The sequence below is a fragment of the Planomicrobium sp. CPCC 101110 genome, assembly GCF_007859395.1.
GTDB lineage: Bacteria > Bacillota > Bacilli > Bacillales_A > Planococcaceae > Planococcus.
In genome coordinates this window covers 218,955-236,223 of record NZ_VOHD01000008.1, presented here as the reverse complement: position 1 = coordinate 236,223, position 17,269 = coordinate 218,955, and the positions used below count along the sequence as shown (strand labels likewise).

14 protein-coding genes are annotated in these 17,269 nt (G+C 48.2%); 9 read left to right on the top strand and 5 right to left on the bottom strand.

The genetic code is table 11. The features are described from left to right. Positions 1–130 precede the first annotated feature (130 nt). The 7 genes from FQV30_RS12985 to FQV30_RS12955 all read left to right on the top strand — a co-directional run bounded on the left by FQV30_RS12985 (position 131) and on the right by FQV30_RS12955 (position 8,081). Positions 131–1,150, top strand: coding sequence for an SDR family oxidoreductase (locus FQV30_RS12985; RefSeq protein ID WP_146500578.1), 1,020 nt, complete (start codon positions 131–133; stop codon positions 1,148–1,150). A 517-nt stretch (positions 1,151–1,667) separates the two neighbouring features. After that, positions 1,668–3,149, top strand: a complete 1,482-nt coding sequence (locus tag FQV30_RS12980; protein WP_146500577.1) for an alanine/glycine:cation symporter family protein — start codon at positions 1,668–1,670, stop codon at positions 3,147–3,149. A gap of 258 nt (positions 3,150–3,407) precedes the next feature. Next, the gene (locus tag FQV30_RS12975; protein WP_146500576.1) at positions 3,408–4,298 is read left to right on the top strand and encodes a YitT family protein; all 891 of its coding nucleotides are present in this window, start codon (positions 3,408–3,410) and stop codon (positions 4,296–4,298) included. 205 nt (positions 4,299–4,503) lie between these two features. Further along, positions 4,504–5,223 (top strand): PspA/IM30 family protein, encoded by a 720-nt coding sequence (locus FQV30_RS12970; protein ID WP_146500575.1) that lies wholly within the window; start codon positions 4,504–4,506, stop codon positions 5,221–5,223. A gap of 45 nt (positions 5,224–5,268) precedes the next feature. After that, a complete protein-coding gene (locus FQV30_RS12965; RefSeq protein WP_146500574.1) occupies positions 5,269–6,297 on the top strand; it encodes a TFIIB-type zinc ribbon-containing protein in 1,029 nt (342 codons plus the stop codon). After that, positions 6,294–7,073: a TPM domain-containing protein gene (locus FQV30_RS12960; protein ID WP_255473474.1), complete on the top strand. Its 780-nt coding sequence runs from the start codon at positions 6,294–6,296 to the stop codon at positions 7,071–7,073. Before FQV30_RS12965 ends, FQV30_RS12960 begins: the two co-directional genes overlap by 4 nt. Before the next feature lie 33 nt (positions 7,074–7,106). After that, on the top strand, positions 7,107–8,081 hold the full coding sequence (locus FQV30_RS12955) for an SPFH domain-containing protein (protein ID WP_146500573.1): 975 nt from the start codon (positions 7,107–7,109) through the stop codon (positions 8,079–8,081). Between the two features lie 55 nt (positions 8,082–8,136). Here FQV30_RS12955 and FQV30_RS12950 read toward each other — a convergent pair whose 3' ends face one another. Continuing rightward, positions 8,137–9,324, bottom strand: coding sequence for a hypothetical protein (locus FQV30_RS12950; protein ID WP_146500572.1), 1,188 nt, complete (start codon positions 9,322–9,324; stop codon positions 8,137–8,139). 237 nt (positions 9,325–9,561) lie between these two features. Between FQV30_RS12950 and FQV30_RS12945 the strand changes: the two genes are divergently transcribed. Beyond that, on the top strand, positions 9,562–10,104 hold the full coding sequence (locus tag FQV30_RS12945; protein ID WP_186725647.1) for an NUDIX hydrolase: 543 nt from the start codon (positions 9,562–9,564) through the stop codon (positions 10,102–10,104). 134 nt (positions 10,105–10,238) lie between these two features. Here the strand turns inward: FQV30_RS12945 and FQV30_RS12940 are convergent, their stop codons facing one another. Further along, positions 10,239–11,273: a zinc-binding dehydrogenase gene (locus tag FQV30_RS12940; protein ID WP_146500570.1), complete on the bottom strand. Its 1,035-nt coding sequence runs from the start codon at positions 11,271–11,273 to the stop codon at positions 10,239–10,241. A gap of 166 nt (positions 11,274–11,439) precedes the next feature. Here FQV30_RS12940 and FQV30_RS12935 point away from each other — a divergent pair, with 166 nt between their 5' ends. Beyond that, positions 11,440–12,135, top strand: a complete 696-nt coding sequence (locus FQV30_RS12935) for a response regulator transcription factor (protein ID WP_146500569.1) — start codon at positions 11,440–11,442, stop codon at positions 12,133–12,135. A 189-nt stretch (positions 12,136–12,324) separates the two neighbouring features. On the opposite strand, the gene FQV30_RS12930 is transcribed toward FQV30_RS12935, so the two are convergent. Genes FQV30_RS12930 through FQV30_RS12920 form a run of 3 tightly spaced genes read right to left on the bottom strand, consistent with a single transcriptional unit; the run spans position 12,325 to position 17,074 of the window. Next, complete coding sequence (locus tag FQV30_RS12930) at positions 12,325–14,130, bottom strand: ABC transporter substrate-binding protein (RefSeq protein WP_146500568.1); 1,806 nt, start codon at positions 14,128–14,130, stop codon at positions 12,325–12,327. Between the two features lie 39 nt (positions 14,131–14,169). Beyond that, positions 14,170–15,684, bottom strand: a complete 1,515-nt coding sequence (locus tag FQV30_RS12925) for an ABC transporter permease (protein WP_255473454.1) — start codon at positions 15,682–15,684, stop codon at positions 14,170–14,172. A gap of 13 nt (positions 15,685–15,697) precedes the next feature. Beyond that, complete coding sequence (locus tag FQV30_RS12920) at positions 15,698–17,074, bottom strand: ABC transporter permease (RefSeq protein WP_146500766.1); 1,377 nt, start codon at positions 17,072–17,074, stop codon at positions 15,698–15,700. Positions 17,075–17,269 lie beyond the last annotated feature (195 nt).

Genomic DNA, 17,269 nt, shown 5'->3' with positions numbered 1-17,269 from the left:
AGTTGCCCCAAGTTGAACTTCAATCGTTTTTTAAAACAAGGACTTTGGAAAACAAACAGCGAATAGGCATTAATAGAAAAGATAAAAGGGTTCAGAAAAAAACGATCGAGGAAAAGAAAGGGGAATGGCGATGAAGATATTGATTCTTGGGGGCACCCGTTTTTTGGGCCGCTTCCTGACGGAGACGGCGCTGAGAAAAGGGCATGACGTGACCTTGTTTAACCGGGGGAGGGAAAATTCCGGGTTGTTCCCGGAAGCGGAGAAGCTGATCGGGGACCGGAACGGGAATCTGAAAGCGCTGGAGGGGCGGTCATGGGATGCGGTGATTGACACGTGCGGCTTTGTGCCATGGGCTGTCCGGGAATCGGCAGGGCTGTTAGCCGGTGCAGCCGGCCATTACACTTTTATCTCGAGCGCTTCTGTCTACGATGAGCTGCAAAATCCGGGGATTGATGAAAATCATCCGGTCAGCCAATTGCCGCCGGGAAAAGTGGAGGAACTGGAGAAAGATGCGGCGGGCCCTGCTTCCTATGAATACTATGGTGAACTGAAGTTTTTATGTGAGAAGGAAGTGGAGAAATCTTTTCCTGGACGCAACTTGATTGTCCGTGCAGGGCTCATTGTCGGGCCGTATGATTACTCAGACCGCTTCAATTACTGGGTGAGCCGGATAGCGGAAGGCGGGGAAGTACTGGCGCCGGGGAGAAGGGACAAGGAAGTCCAGTTTATCGATGTCCGGGATTTGGCGGAGTGGATCATCAATATGGCCGAAGAAGGCGGCACAGGAACGTTTAATGCAACAGGGCCGGAATCCCGTTTGACGATGGAGCAGTTGCTGGAGGAGTGCAAAACGGTTTCCGGCAGCGATGCTGAATTGGTTTGGGCAGATGAGGAGTTCCTGCTTTCGAATGATGTCCGGTATTGGTCGGAAATGCCGCTGTGGATACCGGACCGGGAAAACATGGCGGGATTTTTGGCGGTGGCTATCAAAAAAGCGCTCCGCAATGGATTGAGCTTCCGGCCTTTGCATGAAACCATCCGGGATACGCTTGGGTGGGAAGCCGGGCGTCCTGATATGGACCGGAAAGCGGGATTGGATCCGGAAAAAGAAAAAGCGGTGTTGGCAAAGTGGAAGCAGCAAACCGTCTAAGGGAAAATAGAAGGAAGAAAAACAATGAAGACTATGGCGCCAGTCATGCAGGCTATCCTGCGTGGCTGGTTTTTTATTGAAAAATGGGGGGCGAATAAATCCAAATCTCTTCAGAATCATTAACAAATGTTTAAAAAATATTATACAGGGAAAGTGAAACTACTGACTTATTAAGACTCCCTAAGTATTTTAATGAGGCATCAAAGATAAGCATACTGCCGTAAAGAAAGGGGGGCGAAGTGAGAGGGGGCTTGGGATTGGCCTTGGAGTGCCAGGGAAGGACTTTTAGGGCTGCGTGTTTTATTACATAAGTGTTTTGTTTTAGAGCAATAATCAAAGACTGAGAAGCAAGAGTGATGATGCTTTGCAGTTCCGCTAATACATAGAAGTGGTTTAAGAGCGCAGCCGGCAGCAAGCAATGGAAAGGCAGAACGCCAAATAGAGCGTTTGTAAAAGAAGTTTTTTTGCGCCGAATTTTATGGGCATCACCGAAATTTCGGTGTATAAAGGAGGATACATGGAGAATTTTGTAGGTTGGTTGAATGGAATCGTATGGAGTTCAGCATTGGTTTATTTGTTTTTAGGAGTGGGTTTGTTCTACTCCATTGCAACGCGTTTTCTGCAAGTAAGGCTTTTAAAGGATATGTTCAAACTGACGTTCAGCCGTGACAGATCAAAAGCTGGCGTGTCTTCCTTCCAGGCATTTTCAATGTCGCTCGGGAGCAGGGTCGGAACCGGAAATATTGCGGGTGTTGCTACTGCGATTGCTTTTGGGGGTCCGGGAGCGGTCTTTTGGATGTGGGTCATGGCTCTTTTGGGCGGTGCTACATCGTTTATCGAGATTACAATGACACAAGTATACAAAAGTAAATTGGACGGGCAATATCGCGGAGGCGTGCCTTATTACATAGAAAAAGGATTGAAAATCAAGTGGTATGCTGTAACGTTTGCCATTATTACACTCGTCGTAATGGGTGTGCTATGGCCGGGTCTTCAGGCGAACACCATCGCCATTTCGATGGAAAATGCGTTTGGCATTGAACCGCTTATAACGGGCGGTATGCTGGTCATAATTCTCGGCGTCATCATTTTCGGTGGAGTCAAGCGCATAGCGAAGGCGGCTGAAATTGTCGTGCCGGTTATGGCCATCATTTATATTTTAATGTGCCTTATTATTCTTCTTATGAACATTACCGAGTTGCCAAGCGTAATCTCGCTCATATTCTCCAGCGCCTTTGGCACTAACGCCGCTTTCGGCGGGCTTGTGGGTTCAGCTATCGCTTTGGGTGTCCAAAGAGGCGCATTCTCAAACGCTGCCGGAATAGGCAGTGAAACTTATGATGCTGGTGCCGCAGAAGTATCCCATCCCGCAAAACAAGGATTGGTGCAAGCATTTTCGGTCTATATCGATACATTGCTCATCTGTTCGGCAACTGCCTTCATGATTTTGTTTACAGGCATGTACAATGTGAAACCTGCAGGCGGAGAGGCGATTGTCAATAATATTCCCGGCGCTTCCCCTTCGGCATTCACGCAAATGGCAATTGGATCCGTCATACCTGGTTTTGGTGCAGCGTTTCTGGCTATTGCGCTGTTCTTCTTTTGCTTTACTACGGTCATGTCGTACTACTATAAAGCGGAAACTTGCCTTGTCTTTCTCAACCGGAATCGCGCTGTCAAGTTGAAGTGGCCGACTCATCTATTGAAAATTGTGCTGCTCGGCATGATTTTCTACGGCAGTGTCGTAAGCGCTGAATTTGCTTGGGCTCTGGGAGATCTCGGCATGGGAAGTATGGCTTGGCTGAACTTTGTAGCCATCCTGTTCCTGACGAAACCCGCCTTAAGGGTGCTGCGGGACTATGAAAAGCAGAAGAAAGAGGGCAAGGACCCTGTTTTTGATGCCGAAAAAATGGGCTTCAAAGACGCTGAATTCTGGATGAAGCAATACGAAGAACCAGCGGTTGTTGAACTGGACAAGAAGAGAGCGGAAGCGCTTTAAGGTCAACAAAGAGTCCAATGTGTAAACCTAGTGAACAACCTGGCGTTTCCGCTAATCGGAAGGTTAGCGGAAACGCTTTTTCTTGTGGGATTGTAAGGGATTTGTTAAACCTGTACGGCAAGGCTTGCAATCGGACTGTTTTGTACTCTATAATTTGAAACATTGCGCCAAGGCCCTAGGGGGCTGAAGCAAACAAGAGCGGCTTGGATTTTCCCGTTTTTGCTGGCTATGAATTTATTGAGGAATGGAGAATGATGGGTGGACAAAGTTTATAGAATATTAGTCATTTTCGCGGCATCGGTGCTGCTTGGCTTCGCATTTAACATGTTTTTATTGCCGCATGAAATTTTATCGGGCGGGGTCACTGGGCTGGCCATGATTTTCGGTTTGATCACGCCGCTCAATGCAGGCGTTTGGTTGATTGTCCTGAACATCCCGATTTTTGTATTGGGCTGGATGAAGCTTGGGAAGGTTTTCATCTTCAACAGTATTTTTTCGGTGGCAGTGACTTCGATTTCTATGCTTTACATCCCGGTGATGAAAGTGACGGAAGACGTCCTGTTGTCATCGGTGTTTGGCGGAGTTCTTGTCGGCGCCGGAGCCGGCATCATCATCCGTTTTTACGGTTCTGGAGGCGGATTTGACGTTATCGGCCTATTATTGACAATGAAGCGCGACATTCCGCTCGGCTTTTTGGTGTTCAGCCTTAACAGCCTCGTCATTTTCGTATCGGGTTTCATCTTTTCATGGGAACTCGCGATGTATACAATGGCTTCGATTTACATCACGGGGCTTGTCATGGACCGAATCCATACGCGTCACCATAAACTCAGCCTCATGGTAGTGACAAGCAAAGGGGAAGCCATCAAAAAAGAATTGCTCGAGAACCTGTACCGCGGCATTACAGTGACGGACGGCGAAGGCGCCTATTCAGGCACGAAAGTCAAAATACTTTATAGCGTCATTTCGCGCTATGAACTTGCGTTTGTCCGCCCGCTCATCAAAGCGATCGACCCGAACGCTTTCGTCAGCATCAGCCAGACCATGGAAGTCATGGGCAACTTCCGTAAAGACAATAGCTTCAAAAAGCCGCAAGGGCCAAAAGGTTCTGTCTATAACTCAACGGCGAAATCCACTGAACAAGCTTAAGGAATCAATGTGCAGCAACCCTTCCGTACCTTTGGAGGGGTTGTTTGTTTTGGGGGAACTTCCATTGTTTCCAACCGCAGCAAAATTACGCCGGGCATAGCCGGTGCAGTTTTACATGATTAGCCGGAAACGGGAAAGGGTAATCTCCCATTATAAAAGGAACTGCCGTGCAGTCCTGGATATCAGACCAAAAAGGAGAATGGCAATGGAAATCTTGAAACGGTTCAGAGACATAATGGCGAGCAACATCAACGCAATGCTCGACAAAGCGGAAGATCCGGAGAAGATGATCGACCAGTATTTGCGCGATTTGAACAGCGACCTGGGAAAAGTGAAGGCTGAGACGGCCGCGATCATGGCAGCTGAAAAACGCGAGCGCCGGGAGCTTGACGAGCTGCAATCAGAAATCGGGGATATGCAGCGCTACGCAGTGAAAGCGCTGGAAGCGGGCAATGAAGACGATGCGCGCAAATTTCTGCAGCGAAAAGCTGAACTGGCTGAGAAGGAACGGGACCGGAAGACGGCTGTTGAGCTGGCGAACGCGAACACGGTCCAAATGCGCCAGATGCACGACAAGCTGGAGTCGGATATCGGGGAACTTGAATCGCGCCGCGCGGAACTCAAAGGAAGAGCGGCTATCGCAAAAACGCAGAAAAAGATGAACGATCTTCATTCGTCGGTAAATGGATCGGGGGAGCGCATCTCCGCTTTTGACAAGATGGAAGAAAAGATCAACCAGGAGCTTGATGAAGCGCTGGCGATGCAGGAACTCAACAGGAGTTCGAGCGTGGATATCAAGGATTTGGCGGCGAAGTACGAAACGGATTCAGGAGTGGATGATGAACTGGATTCGCTGGAAACAGGCATTAACGTGGACGATGAGCTTGCGGCGCTGAAAAGCCGGATCGGCAAAGGTGAACAATGACGGGCGGCCCAAGTGTTTGCTGCAGTCTGAAGGGAGGGAGATGGAATGGTCATTCAATATAAATGCCCGAACTGCGGATCAGACATGGCGTTTGACAGCGATTCGGGCAAGCTGTCCTGCCCGAACTGCGGCAGGCAGGATGACATCGAAACGTTTCCTGAAGAAAACATCCAGCGGAAATTCGATCCCGAGGAAGCAAAAGAATACCACTGCGAGAACTGTGGGGCGGTGATTTTGACGGAAGCCAACACAGCCGCGACCCATTGCAGCTTCTGCGGCTCGCCGGTAGTGCTTGCGGACCGCTTGACCGGTGACCTCGCCCCTGCGAAAGTCATCCCTTTCACCATCAGCAAAGACGAAGCCATCGCCGCTTTCCGCAAATGGACTAAGAATGGGCGCTTGACGCCAAGCGGCTTCATGAATGGTGACCGGATCAAAAAGATGACGGGCATGTATGTGCCGTTCTGGCTTTATGACATCGGGGGGCAGGCGGAAGTGGCGGCGGTCGCAACGCGGGTCCATCAGTATCAGCGGGGTGACACGATCTATACGGAAACAGACTTTTATGATGTCCACCGGGAAATCGACCTCAGCTATTTGAAAGTGCCGGCGGACGCGTCCGAAAAAATGGACGACGAACTTATGGACAAGCTCGAGCCCTATGATTACGGGGAGCTCAAAGATTTCCGGATGCCGTACCTTGCCGGTTTTCTCGCGGAGAAATACGATTACGATGATGAAGCGCTGTTCTCACGGGTGGAATCGAAAATTGTGCCGTACATCGATGCTTATATCAATACGACAATTTCAGGCTACTCGACCGTCAGCTTCACGAACAAAAGGATCCAAGCGAACAAAAGCAACGTTTACTATACGCTCTTTCCGGTGTGGATGGTCTATTATGATTTCGAGAACAAAGAACATACTTTTGCGATGAATGGCCAGACTGGAAAAGTGGTCGGCAGGCCGCCGATCAGCAGAGCCAAAGTTTTTGCATGGTTCACCGGCATCGCGGCCTCCGCTTTTGCAGTGATGAAAGCCGTCTCTTATGCGGTGGGGGGTGTTCTTTGGTGAAAATTCCGGGCGTTAAAACACTGGCGGCGCTTTTTATGCTGCTGTTTTTCATTTCTATTGGCGGAGTTGCGGTATCCGCTGCGACAGACCAGCACATCATGGACAATGCCGGGCTCTTGACCGAGTCCGAAATCGCGGAGTTGGAAGCTTTTGCCGCGGAGCATAGCCGCGAAGAAGGAGCCGATTTTCTGTTTCTGACAACGGCGGATACAAACGGCCAAGCAATCGAGCCATACATGGCTGATTTCTTTGATCAATGGGCGGCCGAGAACAACCAGGAAAATGCTGTTCTTTTGACGATCGATATGGGAAGCCGGGAAGTGTATTTGGCAGGCTTTGGCACCGCGGAAGCAAGGCTTGACGATAGCCGCGTCGACATGGTTCTGGACCGGATAGTTCCATACTTGCGGACCGGCGACTACGGCGGGGCTTTCCGTGAGACGGTAGCTACATCAAGCCGCTATATGGAATACAAGCCGGGCGTCAATCCGGAAAGCATTTTTCTGAAGACATGGTTCCATCTTGCGGTGTCACTGCTTTTGGGCGGTTTGGTTGTCGGTTCGATGCTCTTCAACGCAGGCGGACGGGTGACGACCACCCCGTCTACATATGTCGACCATGACCGGACCCGGGTAAGGAGCGAGATGGACCGCTTCCGGAACAAAACCGTGTCACGGCGCAGAGTCCCCCAAAACAAAGGAGGGGGCGGCGGTTTTGGCGGCGGCGGAACATCTGCCGGCGGTCGTTCCTACAGTGGAGGCGGACGCAGTTTCTAACGGCTATTCGAATAACAGAAAGGGATGAATGATATGGCGTTTTTCGGAAATCAGTTTTCAGATGTAGTGGAATGGGATGAGTTCAGGGAGGATATGATTTTCTGGAAATGGACCAATCAGGAAATCAAAAAAGGCAGCCGGCTGATCATCCGTCCAGGGCAAGATGCCATCTTCCTGAATAATGGCAGGATTGAAGGGATTTTTGAGGATGACGGAGATTACGACATCGAGTCGGAAATCGTGCCTTTCTTATCGACATTGAAAGGGTTCCGTTTCGGTTTCAACAGCGGAATGAGGGTGGAAGTGCTCTTTGTTAACACGAAAGAGTTTGTCGTCAGATGGGGGACGAAAAACCCGATCAATATCCCGGCGCCTGGTATGCCGGGGGGGATGCCGATCCGGGCGAACGGCACTTTCCAGTTCAAGGTCAATGATTACACCGTCTTTATCGACAAAATTGCGGGCATACGCGACAGTTATATCGTGGACGAGGTGAAAATCCGGCTCACGGCTGTACTCGACCAGCTTTTGATGAAATGGATCACTAAAGAAGGGCAGAACATGTTCAACTTGCAGGCGAATGCCCACGAAATCGGCAAGGGCATACAGGATGACCTGGACATGGAAATGCTGGGCAATGGCATGAAAATTACCGGGTTCCAGATCATGAGTTTCAATTACCCGCAGGAAATTCAGGACATGATCAACAAAAACGCTTCTATCGGCATGGTAGGCGATGTCGCGAAATACCAGCAGATTTCGGTCGCAGATGCCATGGGCAAATCCTCCGGCTCGAACACCGCTTCCGACATGGCAGGCATGATGATGGGCATGAATATCGCGAAGGAAATGATGGAAGGGCAAAAAGAATCCGGCGATCAAGCTGGCAGTCCAGCCGATCAAACTGCACAAGCCGGAACAGGCAAAGCGCCAAACTTCTGCCCGAACTGCGGCGAGAAAGTCAGCGGCGCGAAGTTCTGTCCGAATTGCGGTCAGAAGCTGGCTTGACAAGAATAGTGAAAAGCGAAAAACCGCCGCCTGGATACTATCCAGGCGGCGGTTTTTATTGGATGGTTGAACTGGTTTCTGTGGCTGTACTGGTTTTTTTCCGCGTTCTTAATGTCTTGACAGTAAAATACGGAATCCACACCAGCGAAGGATAAGCGAAAGATGAAAGGCAAATCCCCATGGCCAAGGCAGCTTCGGTGCCGGGCAATCCGTCCGAAATGATGCCGAAAGAAATCCCGATGATTACGGCGAGGAGTGAAAAGCTCAGCATGTAATACCAGCGCAAATAACTTCGCAAGCAATAGAAGAACAAGAAACCGCCCATGGTGAAAAAGAGCAGGCCAGGTATGATATTGCCGGCAGGGAACGGGAGGAAACCGCCGATTTTCGTCTGCACGAATCCTGCTAGAAACATCAGCATATAAACCAGCCAAATGGTGAACATCCAAGTGAAGAATGTATGTTTTTGCCTGGCTTTTTTGAGCTTAGGGTCTAGCGCTTCTTCTTGCGCTCGCTTTTCTGTGTCTTTTTCTTTCCATTTCGCCCAAATCTGCGGTTCGTCAGTGAGCCAGTTTCCGGTAAACGGAAAATCCACTGTTTCTCCGCTGGACTGGAAATATTCGAGGCGCTGCTCGTCAGTAAAGTGTTGCGTATCGATTCGATACAGCTGCCGCGCGGTGTATTGAATCGGCAGTCCATGCTTCTGGAGATGGGTGAGCCAGGCGTTCATGCCTTGGTCTCCATGATTCTGAAACGGAATATTCAACACTTTTTGCTGGCCGTTTTCTGTATAAAGGATGTAAAGAATTGGCCCGGTTTCTGTGATCTTTCGGCTAAACCCGCCCTGACTGATGGTTTGCCTAATGATGTAGGAGGAAGCAATGACCGACGATACAGCTGAGAGCGGAACCACCCGTTGAATCGGTGATTTGCTGTGAGCTTCCCCCCATTCCAATGCTTCGATTTTCTCCCCGGACAATGTGTACGATGACAGATGGTTATGGCGCCATTCCAGTTTTTTTATATGGCGAAGCATACTGAGGACCAGCCAAACACCGAACGGAATGAAGATGAAGAAAATCAACAGCCAGGCAATCCGAAACTTCATGTAAAAGTAAATTGGAGCTGCCACGAGAGCAAGCCCTATAAGGGCGCCGGCAAGTAAGATAACTACAAATGCGGTTCGCCAAAATTTATCATATTTTGGTCCTTGATAGGTATGTATCATTTTGTTTTCTTCCATAAAAGCCTCCGATTCTTAACTGGTATTTCTATTTTACGAAACTTCCAGAGAATAGTTTCAAGAATTTGTAAATTTTTTTGTGAAGAAAATGAATTTTTGCCTCATGATGCTAAGGTCTTCATAAAAGTTTTAAGGAAGTTTATACTGGACTAACAATAACTGGAAGGATATTGTTTTTTTAAAGCGGGATACGCTTCGATATTGCGGTTGAAATCTATAATTAACTATGGAGGCATCATGTATTTTGAAAAATTATTGAGCGGTGAAGAAAAACCGGAAAGTATTGAAAAAACAATCCATAGAACAGCAGCCAGGGCAGTAATCATTCGTGAAGGAAAAATTCTGCTTGTCCGTTCGGATCGGGGGACATACGGCTTGCCGGGAGGCGGAGTGGAAAAAGGGGAAAGCCCTGCAGAGGCACTTGTGCGGGAAGTGGCGGAAGAAACGGGATACACCAGCTGCCAGGTTGGAAAAAAAATCGGGATCGTTACCGAAAAGCGGCAAGACCGCTTCGAGGAGAACACATATTTTCAAATGGTTTCCCATTATTATTGGTGCAGGCTGCTGGACGATACGAAGGTCAGCCAACAGCCTGAAGACCATGAATGGGAACCGGGGACTTCGGCTGTATGGATCGAACTGGCTCAGGCTATGCGCGAAAATCAAGTCGCTGTGGAAGGGAACGCAGGGTTCGTATTCATCCACCGGGAAAATTTTGTTCTGGGCGAAGTGGAGCGGATTTTCGGGTCAGTTAAGGAACAGGACGGAATCGCTCGCTAGGAAAAGATGGACGAGGTAACCCTTCATGTCCAGGGATTCCGGCAACCAGAAAAAGAGCAAAGCAAAAGGCGTACTCCGGTAGAAGAGTACGCTTTTTGCTTTGCTGCTTTTAGTAGAATAACCAACGCAGGTTTTTAATTGTAATCAGTTACAACAAAAGTGCCAGTCGTTCTGAAATTGGTCATGTCGTGGAAAATATCCTCCACTTCAGACAATTTGATTTCACCGGTCACCATTTTTCCAGGCTGCAATTTTCCAAGGGCGACTTGCTCCAAAAGCTTGGTGAAGCGGAAAGCCGGGATGCCCAATGTTGTGATGAAGGATTTTTCGGTCAACACCATATGGTCAACCGGGATGGAAATAAAGCCGGCTTCTTTTTTTGACGTGACGCCAACCTGCAGATGACGGCCGCCTTTTTTCAGGCTATTGATGGCAGGCACACACGTCTCGGTAATACCAAGCGCATCGACCGATACATCAGCTCCGCCTTTGGTGATTTCTTTGACCGCTTCGACAGGGTCATTCTCTTTGCTGTTCACGATATAGTCTGCACCCAGTTTTTTAGCCAATTCCAAATTTGAAGGATTGATATCGACGCCGATAACAAAAGCGCCCATGGATGAAGCGATATGGATTGCAGACAGGCCAATGCCGCCGCATCCATAGACAACGACTTTTTCACCCGGCAGCACATGGACACGGTCAACAACGCCATGATAAGCAGTCATGAAGCGGCATCCTAAAGCAGCGGCATCGGCGAAACTGAGGGAGTCAGGGAGCTTCATGACATTTCGGTCTCCTTTTGGCACCGCAACATATTCTCCGTAACCGCCTTGATAAGCCGTACCGGGAACAATGAAGGAATCACAAAGATTGGTGTTTCCTGCTATGCAATGCGGACAAGTGCCATCGCTGCCGGAAAACGGCACAATAACCCGATCTCCCCGTTTGAAGTTTTTAATATCACTGCCGACTTCTTCAATCACGCCACAGAACTCATGGCCGATTATCGGCTGCACAATGCCGTGGTCGCCGACCCAAACATGCCAGTCGCTTCGGCAAACGCCATTGGCCATTGTTTTGATAAGGATTCCGTCTTTTTCAATTGTCGGATCTGGCACCACATTTACTGTCGCTTTCTGAATATCTTCCATTACTAAAGCTTTCATGTGATTTCCCCTTTCTTATCGGTGAATTATAAGCCATTGAAAAATGTAAAACAGTTGAAACGAATCACAAAATATAGCGCTTACATTTATTGATGTTATAATATTCAGTATATTTTAGGTATTCCCTAATAAGTGGAGATCACTTACCCCGAAAGGATGTGAAAAGATGGTTCAACCTATTGCCTTTTATGACCAACTGCAAAATCTTAAAAAAATCGAAAACCATGAAAAGCTTATCGTGGAAATCCTCAGAACTTTTACTCGTTTGTGTCTGGTTGAGGACGCCTACTTATGCCGTTACTCGCCGATTGGGTTTTTAGGTGAAGGGGTCATATCATTAAAGCAGGAAAAGATTAGTTACATACATGATGTGAGATACGATATAAGAACTTTGCCGACCATCGAAGTCGCCATCATGGAACGGCAAGCCCGGTATTATGAAAGCCAGGAACTTTTTGAAAAAACGAGCAGCCAATACATTATTGATTCAAACGTTTCTTCGTTTTTAGTAATGCCAATTTTCAATGGCACTGGTGTCATAGGTTTTATCTACAGCATGAACATCTTGGAAGAAAGGGAAATCCTTCAGTCTACATTGGATTGTCTCACTGAATTTGGAGGACAGGCAGGAAGAATTCTGCAATCCTTTTCTCACCATGCCAAGCAGGATGTGTTGAGCAACCGGGAACTGGAAGTGATGAAGGAAATCTCAAGAGGAGCCGCAACAAAGGAAATTGCGGATTCACTTGGCATCAGTGAATTCACGGTAAAACAGTATGTGAAACTGGCAATCAAGAAAACCGGAGCGCTGAATCGGGTTCATGCGGTTTCGGAGTTGATCAGAAGAGGGATTATTACATAAGAGGTTCTTAGGTTTTTAATAACGGACTGTCAACTGTTAGTTGATATGCAACTGGGGTATGGAAGTCCACGCCGAAAAATCCGCAAATAGGAACCTTAAAGGTTTCGGGAAACGGTTTTTAGTTTTCCAGGAATAGAAGAACATAAAAAACCCGCCCGCGGAAAGCCCTTCCGCGGGCGGGTTTCATGTTTATTTTTTGCTTTCCTGGTAGTTGCTTAGGAATTCCTTCACTTTTTCAGGGTCTGCCACAAGCTCGTTGCCCGTATCGACAAGCGGGCTTACGGTAGAAACTGCTTTGATTTTATTGCCCTGGTAATAGTTGATGAATTCATCCTGATTGATGGAGTAAAGCACTGCTTTTCTCAAATCTTCGCTTTCAGCAACTTCGCGTCCCTTCGTATTGAAGAGCATGTAGCGCACGCCATTGCTTTCCATTTTTTGAAGGGCCAATTTCGGATCATCTTCAACAACGCTGTATTTCGTTTCAGGAATCACGTAATTCAAATGGATTTCGCCGTTTCGAAGTGCGGAAAGGGCGCTGTCCGGATCTGCGATAAAGCGGACAGTGACATTCGAAATTTTCGCTTCATTTTCTGTGCCTGGCATATAAGCCGGGTTTTTGCGGAATACGGCTTCATAATCATTCTTATGGGAAAGGATGTAAGGCCCGCTCGCATACAAGTGGTTATCGTACTGGTCGCCTTCCGTTACAGTGTTTTGGTCGCCGTAAGGGATGTCTTTGTTGATATCGAACGACTCGACATCGTATGTGTTGATGCTTTCCACTTGTTTTTTGGAAACGATCCCTGCGGATTGGTGGGCCAGGTAATTCAACACTTGCGGGAATGGTTCAGTGGTCGTCAATTTGATCACTTGGTATTTCCCTTCTGCATTGTTGGCATCTTCTTTTGCTTCAACCAGTTCCGAAATGCCAGTTTCCAGATTTGCTTCCAGGGCTTCTCTTACAGTTCCGCCGTCAATGGTTGGCGCATCAAGCTCTGCAAGATCAGTGACTGTCTGGGTTGAAGCGATATGTTCATGCAGGCTGTATGTGCGGTGATCCGGAACGGAATCCGGGTTTGATGCGCGGTCAAGTGAGAAGATGACATCATCTCCGCCGACACGCTCACCTGTATCAACTGCCTGCTGGTCTTCAATCTTAGCGAAGTTGATATCATCCCGGAGCAAGAAGTAGTATTCGGAATTTCCTTCCGCCATTGCGAAGTTGTGGGACAAAGAACCTTCAGCGGTAATCTGGTCGTCATCAGTCAAGTTGACGAGGCGGACATACATGTTTGTATTCAATTGGTTGATGGAACCGTCATTTCCTTTGATCGGGTCAAGAGATGTCAACGTCGAGATCTCCTGTGACACGATAAACGGATCGGTTTCACGTTTTGATTGGTCGGCAAAGTCGATCGGTTCCCATGCAAGGGCACGGGATTTTGATAAACGGACAGAATCGGCATCCAAAATTTCCGTGTTGATGCCTTGCGTTTTATAAGAGATATAAAGAGGGGCGATGTACGCACGGTCCAGCACCAGAAGCTGTTCAAGCTCTTTATAGGTTTCCTGGTATTCTTCGGCTGTCTGTGTGCTTGCCTTGTCGATCAAGTTATCGATTTCTTTGTCAGCCATGATGCTGTTGGCACCGTCCGATTTGAAAAGGGCGCGGACCGCATAGTCGGGATTTCCGGTAACCGTTGTCCAGCTTGATACGGCCAAATCATAGTTGCCGGCTTCTTTTTGTGCAGTGAAGCTGCCGTAATCCGGCTGGATGTTCAACTTCACCTCAAAGCCGTTTTTGACCAGCTGGTCTCGGACAATATTCACATCGTCTTCATTGGCGCTTTGGCTCAGGATTTCGATGACCGGCTTTTCGCCTTCAGCCACTCCGTCGTTCGCCTTTTCTTCGGCGACGTCGGATTTTGTGTTGACACAGCCCGCCAATATTAGTGCAAAAACAAGTAATGATGACAATAAACTTTTCTTCAAATTAAGTTCCTCCTAATATCTTTTTGTATTTAGATAAACTCAATCCATTTTAGGATCGAGGGCATCACGCAATCCATCCCCTAAAAAGTTGAACGATAAAACCAGCAGGATAATCGCAAGGCCGGGGAAGATGGCCAAGTAAGAATGCGATTCCAGATACGTGCTGCCAATTTTCAGGATATTGCCCCATTCCGGAATATGGGGTTCAACGCCGAGCCCGAGGTAACTCAAGCTGCTCGTCGCGATAACAGCGCCGCCGATTGTCAATGTGGCTTTGACGATCATCGGCGCCAGCGAATTAGGGACGATATGCTTGAAAATGATTTCCGCATCCCCAGCGCCGAGTGCGCGGGCGGAATCAACAAATTCAAGGTTTGACACCATCAGGACATTAGCGCGCATTGTTCGGGCGTATGTCGGAATGGAACCGACGCTAAGCGCAAGGATCAGATTGGTTGTGCTCGCACCGAACGCGGCGATGATGGCAATGGCGAGCAGGATGCCGGGAATGGCATAGAGCACATCAAGCAGCCGCATGATGACATTGTCGGTGCGCCGGCCGTAATAGCCGGCGACTGCGCCCAATATCCCGCCGATGATGACCGGAATAATGGTGGAGACAATTCCGACCGTGAGCGAGATCCGTGCGCCGAAGACAATCCGTGAAAAAAGGTCCCGGCCGAAATCATCGGTTCCGAGCGGATACGCCAAACTTGGCGATTCGAGCAACGCCTCGTAATTGTTTTCAACCGCCAAAGCGTAATCGAATGTCAAGTAACTGCAGACCGAAATGGCGAAGGTGAAAACAATGAAAAACATGCCGAGCATGGCCGTCATATTGCGGGTGATTTTGTCCCAGATAAGATGCCATTGCCCAACGCCCGCTCGATTCTGGTTGCGGATTTTGAAAATCAGGCTCAAGCCGAGCATCAGAGCAAATAGATTTCCTGTCAGCGCAGTGGCGATGAGCGGAACTGCCAGCAACATCAACCGCGGATGCGCACTATCGCCGGTCACGAATTTAGCGACAAGCAGCAGCCCTGCAATGTGAAATGCCGTGACGGCCATCAACGCGAGCATCCCGATTGGGAACAAGTCTGCAACGTACGGTTTGAAGAGATTCAATGCCGAAACAGCAAGGAGGGAAATTTGGACTACCACCATATAGACAGCAAACGTGTATTCAGGCGTCTTTTGCTTTTTGAGAAGCTGGAACCCGAAAACGGCAGTGAACACATTCGCTGTCAGGAGGCTCAGCAATTGGATATAGCCCAAGCGCCTCGTCCTTTTCCTGATATGCCCTGACTTTGCCAAATCCCGCTTGATCATCAGTGTGATGCTCCATTGGATGGCGGTAAAAACCGCGTAAGCGAGTGCTGCCGCAAAAACGGCCGCCTTTACGCCGCCGGTGCTGAAGTTGAAGCTGTTGGCCAACAGAACAAGCGTCAGCGCAAGCGAAACAACAGATGTGAAACTCGATTGCGTATACTCGGACGACATTTTCAGCGCGTGCGCAGCGGTATTTGTTTTTTCTGTTTCTTTGATGATCGACATCCTAACACCTGCTTTAGTATTTTTTCATCTTGGACCGGATGCGCGGGTCGATAAACGCGTACAACAGATCGATAATGACATTGACTACCGAAATGGTGATGGCGATGTAAACCACGCCTCCCAAAATGCTCGGTATATCGGGAATGAATTGCTTATCGACGATATAGCTGCCAATTCCGCTGATGTTAAAAACCTTTTCAGTGACTGCTGCGCCGCCGAGCATGCCGCCGAACAGCAAGCCGATGACGGTGATGATCGGGATCATGGCATTGCCGAAAGCATGCTTCCATAGAACACGGCGTTCACTCAGCCCTTTTGCTTTTGCGGTGATAATATAATCTTCATTGACCACTTCGAGCATGGAAGACCGCGTCATCCGAGCGACAGAAGCGGTCAGTGCCGTACCTAAAACAACGACCGGCATGACCATTGACAGCCAGTTGGACGGATTGTAAGTCGCCGGCAGCCATTCCAAATTGATCGAGAAACCAAGGATGAAAATCAGCCCCTGCCAGAAGTTTGGAATCGACAAACCGATCAATGCGATGAACATCAAGGTATAATCCAAAAATGAATTCGGACGGGTAGCCGAAATAATGCCGACGGGAATAGCGATAAGGATAGCCAGTAAAAGCGCGAAAACGGTCAATATGAATGTAACAGGGAACTTGCTGGCGATTGTTGCCGCCACATCCTCATTTCCTTCGTAAGATGAGCCGAGATCAAAGGTCACAATGCCTTGGACAGCGTTCCATAATTGGGCGAAATACGACTGATCAAGCCCATAAAGCCGATTGAAATTGTCGATCTGCTGTTGCGTAGCCGACTCGCCGAGCAGATTCGCCGCCGGGTCGAATGGCGACAGATACAAAATGGTGAAGACAAGAACCACGACGCCAAAAATGACGAGAACGCTCATGGCGAGGCGTTCGAATATGTATTTCAAGTAAAAATTGTTGTATAGCAGGATAAGCCCATACATCAAGATTCCAGGAATAAAGGATAGGAGCAGAAAATCAGGCCTTTTCAACAAACTTTGAAAAGTTTCCCTGAAAGTCACGCGCGATTGCCCTTCTCCAACAAATGCAGCCTGTGCATCTTCCAGTGCTTTCTTGCTGAACTCTTCGTCTGCCCATTGGTCCGCTTGTTGTTCAATGTCACTTTCAACAATCCGCTTATTGAAAAAAATCTGCTTTTGTACGAGCTGATCCTTGAATTCCTGCTTTAGCCGCTCGCGGTACCCCGTCTTAAGAAGGGTTTCCCGGGTTTCTTCCAGCAACAGGGGGTAGACGTCATTCTTTTTCTGATATAGATAAAAGAAAAAAACGAAAACTGTCACGGGCAATCCCAGTACAAGCAACAACAAATGGTAGGCAGGCCTCAGACTCATTTTGGTATATGTAAAGTGGATGGCTGAAGAGAGATTGTTGGTGCGAGCGGGGGCTTTTTCAACTTTTATCAACCGGACAACCTCCTTTCAAGTAATATTGCTTAATTCCGATTGGTATAGTAAAGTTTAAATTACATATTTTTGGAAGTCAATGATTTATTATATTGAAATGGAAATTAATAATTATGTATAGGC